Genomic DNA, 4,152 nt, shown 5'->3' with positions numbered 1-4,152 from the left:
GGCGGCGGCCATACAAGGCTTCAAGTTAACGGGCAGCGCGGGGTATCGCAGTTCCTGCACGCCGATATCTTCCTTCGCCGCGAGCGCTGCGGCGACGCCCGCGCTTTGTCCCAGGATCATCCACGTCGGCTCCACGCGTATCGAGCAATAGGCAACGTGCGTGCAGGACAATGCCACCGGCACGAGCAGATTCGTGCATTCGGCGGCCTGCGGCGTGAGGCTGCGGTAGGGAACCTGATAGGCCACACCATGCTTTTGTCCCGTGGCGCGGACCGGCAGAATCGTCCCTTCATCCACCACGGCATCCGGCGTGGCCACGCGCTGGCAGTCGTGCGAGTCGATCGGAAACGAAGACACCACGATAGCGTCCTCCTTGCCCGGTTGTTCCTGGATGTCTTTCTGGCTCAACACATACGCGCCCCGCATACGGCGCCCTTCCCGCACGTAGAGCTGGGGAGACCAGTGTTCGTAATCGGGAAACTCATCGGCACACAACCCCAGCTCAGCCATTTGCTTCCGCAATTCCTCCGGCACTGCCGGATCGCTCGTCAGAAAATGATACAGCTCCAACGTGTATTCACGATGCGCCTGCCAGATGTCCGCGCGTCCCGCTTCATCGGCCTCGCACCAGCCATTCCCCGCGTCCACCAACCCCATCGAGAATTGCTTTCCGATACCGTTGTTCGCATCGAACTTTCCACCCGGCAACGGATAGAGATCCCAAAGCAGGACCGGCTTCTTCTCCTGCGCGAAATAGCGCCGCACCACCTCGAACCGCGCGGGATCATAATGAGCCGGTTCCGGAAAAGGCACCCGGTTGGCCGCTTCCTTCGTCAGGCACAGCCGGAAGCTATACACCATCACGCGGCGATCTCCCTCCTCCATCGCACCCGCATCCGTGGTGGTGATCAACGGGAGCATTTTACCCGCGGCATCGAAGCCCGAGATCGGCATCTTCGCCTTGGGATATTGCCGGCCAGCCAGTGATTCACCGAACTCCGCCCGGCCCTCGCGCCCAATCGTCCAGCTCACGCCGGCCGCCGCCATGAGATCGCCCTCGTAGCTGGCATCGATGAAGACTTTCGCGCGAAACTCGCTGTCACTCGTCACGACCTGGCGAATCCGCGCGCCCTCCTTTTCCACGGTTTTCAAAACATGCCTCGGCAAGACCCGCACCTTCGCCTCCTCGAGCATCGCCTTCGTGACCCGCATCGCCACATGGGGTTCATAAGTCCACGGGCGAATATCTTTTTCGCTGACCTTGTACGGCAGTTCCACATCGCGTTGCCGGTAATCCTTCTCCACCCGGCCTTGCCACTCCTCAAACAGCCCCAGCACCGTGCTCCGCACCGTCTGGTTCGAGTCGCTGAAACACAACCCGCCGGTGTTCACGCCACCAATGTGCTCCGTCGGTTCCAACAAGATGACCGACGCGCCCTCCCGCGCCGCCGCGATCGCCGCGCAGAATCCGCCCGGCGTTGCTCCATAGACAATGACATCGCACTCCGTCGCGGCATGCAGCCAGCAACCAAGAGCGAGAAAAAGGGCGATCAATCTTTTCATGAAGAGCAAATACCGGAAACTGTGGCCGAACACAGCGCCAATCCTCCATGAACCAAGGCGAATTTCTCACGCGGCTTAGCATCTGGCTGGCGTTAATCGCCTATGTCGTCGCCGCGGGGATGATGTTGCACGCTCGCGGACGCGAACCGTGGTGGGGACGTGCCCGCTGGGCGTGGACGATCGGGTGCGGCTTCTTCCTCTGCCACCTGCTCTGTGCATTTGCTTATTTTCATCACTGGAGCCACGCGGAGGCGTATGGAGAAACCGCACGTCAAACCGCCGCGCTGACCGGTTGGCATTGGGGCGGCGGCATTTACTTCAACTACGTCTTCGCCGCTGCGTGGCTGGCCGACACACTCTGGTGGTGGGTGGCCCCGCAGAGTTTCGTCCGCCGCCCGATGTGGGTGACCGCTCTCTGGCACGGTTTCTTTTTCTTCATGGTCTTCAACGGCACGATCGTCTTCGGTCATGGTCCCGTCCGCGTGCTGGGCGTGGTCATTTCCCTTACCCTCACCGCCCTCTGGCAGCGCCGACGCAAAGGGCATCCGAGGACTAAGAACTAAGCACTAAGCACTTCTTTCGCTGTTTATCTTCGCCATTATATCCCCCCTCCCCATGGCCCTCTTCCAACTCGACCCCGCCAGCATCGCCGCCCGCGTGCGTGCCTCCGACCAATCCGTACCGCTGCCCACGCTCGCCGCCTCCATCGCGCGCGGCATTCTTGGTTTCACCATCGTCAGCGTCGCAGGCTTTCTGCCCTGGCCCATCATGGACCGCTGGTTCTCGCATCCCACCGAGATGGAGCTCTATCTCGCCTGCACCGCCGTCTTCATCGGCTTGAGCGGGCCGTGCCTGCACCGGCTCATCATCGGTCCCGGTTCGCTCTCGCGCTTTTACAAGCTCTTCGCCCTCGCCTTCCTCGCCTACGCCGCCCTGTGGGTCACATTCTGGGTGATGCTGCGCGGTGACACCGGCAGTCTCGCTGGTCTCCTCGGCGGCACCGCCGCCATGGGCGCGATCCTCACCCTTGCTTTCGACCATCCGCGCGCCATGCCCAGAGCCATCGTCGCCCTCTTCGTCCTCAATACCATCGGCTACTACGCCGGCGGCAAGATCGAAGGCAAGCTCGCCATCGATCACCGCCTCGCCGCGATGCTGCTTTGGGGCGCCTGTTACGGCATCGGCTTCGGCGCGGGGCTCGGCGCCGCTTTTTACTTCTGCCAGGAACGCGCCCGGGCCCTCCTGCGCACAGACTAACATCGCGCGATAGCTCTCCCCCCTAGCCATGAAACTCCTCCCCACTCTGCCCACCTTCTTCTGCGCGCTGCTGGTCGCGACCGCCAGCATCCTGGCGGCCGGTGAAGAACCCAAACCTTATCAAGTCCGCCCTGTCACCATTTGGAGCGACGGCACGCGCATGGCCGGTGATCTGTATCTGCCCACGGATTTGAAGGATGGCGAGAAGCGCGCGGCGATCGTGTTTTGCGCCGGCACGGGCGGAACCAAGAAGAACAACGGCGCACTCTACGGCGCACGCTTTGCCCGCGAAGGCTTCGTCGTGCTCGCGTTCGACTATCGCGGCTGGGGCGAAAGCGACGGCAAGCTCATGCTCGCCGAGCCGATGCCAAAGCCGGACGAAAAAGGCGAAGTCACCGTGAAAGCCAGGCCGATTCGCTGGCAGATGGATCTCTCCGACCAGACGTTCGACATTCGGTGTGCACTAAGTTTCCTCGCCGGCGAACCCTGCGTGGACGCGGAACGCCTGGGCATCTTCGGCACGAGCTACGGCGGCGGGGTGGTCACGTGGGTCGCGGGCAATGACCCACGGGTCAAATGCGTCGTCGTCCAGGTGCCCGGTATGGGCGGAGGCCGTGGCCCCGCAGCGGCCAAGTATGCCAGCGACCTAGCCGTGAAGCAGGCCCGCGGCGAAACCGAACCGGTGCCCATCGACACCGGCAAGCTCACCGGCAAGATGGCCGCTTACCCGCAGATGCGCGTCAATCCCGCCAAAGGCATCGGCTACTCGGCGATCGAAGCGGCCGCGAAGATCAAAGCGCCCACACTGATCCTCGTGGCGGAGAACGAAGAGCTGATGAATAACGACGCGAACGGCAAACGCGTGTTCGAGATCTTGCAGGGCAACAAGGTGCCCGCCGAATATCACGTCCTCCCCGGGATCACCCACTACGGTGTTTACCGCGAAGCCTTCGCGGAAGCGACTCGCTTGGAAGCGGCGTGGTTCGTGGCGCATCTGACGCGGCGGGACGGTAACTAGGCTCGTTTCCCTCGCACTCTCATGAAATGGTCCTTCTCGTGTTCCTCTGTGCCGCACAGGTGCTGGCCGGTCATGCCAACGCCGAGTTTCCTGCCTCTTCGCTGTTTCAAGTGGGTGACAAGGGGGTGAGGTCGATATCGAACTCGCCCGTCGTCTCCGCTCGAGCTTGTGGGGCGCAATTTGTGGCGTTGGCCGCTATTTATAAACAGTTTATGACGCGCGCTCCTCGTTATCTCATTGCGTGAAGTCCGACGATTGGTCTAGCCCGGATATTTCATCCTTTCTGCAAAAAGTTAGCGAAGTCCCCGCGGTAA

4 protein-coding genes are annotated in these 4,152 nt (G+C 62.1%); 3 read left to right on the top strand and 1 reads right to left on the bottom strand.

Annotated features, from left to right (window positions below; all coding sequences use genetic code 11):
• Window positions 1-1,563: FAD-dependent oxidoreductase (locus ABJF10_RS29745; RefSeq protein WP_348548232.1), on the bottom strand; the 1,563-nt coding region annotated here is incomplete at its 3' end.
• Window positions 1,564-1,610: 47 nt separating this feature from the next.
• On the opposite strand from ABJF10_RS29745, the gene ABJF10_RS29740 reads away from it, so the two are divergent.
• Genes ABJF10_RS29740 through ABJF10_RS29730 form a run of 3 tightly spaced genes read left to right on the top strand, consistent with a single transcriptional unit; the run spans window position 1,611 to window position 3,838 of the window.
• Window positions 1,611-2,126: a hypothetical protein gene (locus ABJF10_RS29740; protein ID WP_348548231.1), complete on the top strand. Its 516-nt coding sequence runs from the start codon at window positions 1,611-1,613 to the stop codon at window positions 2,124-2,126.
• Window positions 2,127-2,178: 52 nt separating this feature from the next.
• The gene (locus ABJF10_RS29735; RefSeq protein WP_348548230.1) at window positions 2,179-2,820 is read left to right on the top strand and encodes a hypothetical protein; all 642 of its coding nucleotides are present in this window, start codon (window positions 2,179-2,181) and stop codon (window positions 2,818-2,820) included.
• A gap of 28 nt (window positions 2,821-2,848) precedes the next feature.
• Complete coding sequence (locus ABJF10_RS29730) at window positions 2,849-3,838, top strand: alpha/beta fold hydrolase (protein WP_348548229.1); 990 nt, start codon at window positions 2,849-2,851, stop codon at window positions 3,836-3,838.
• The last annotated feature ends 314 nt before the right edge of the window (window positions 3,839-4,152 follow it).

Source organism: Chthoniobacter sp., assembly GCF_040003245.1.
Taxonomy (GTDB): Bacteria; Verrucomicrobiota; Verrucomicrobiia; order Chthoniobacterales; family Chthoniobacteraceae; genus Chthoniobacter.
Note: the sequence above shows the minus strand (reverse complement) of the source record. Positions and strands in the feature narration are given on the sequence as shown.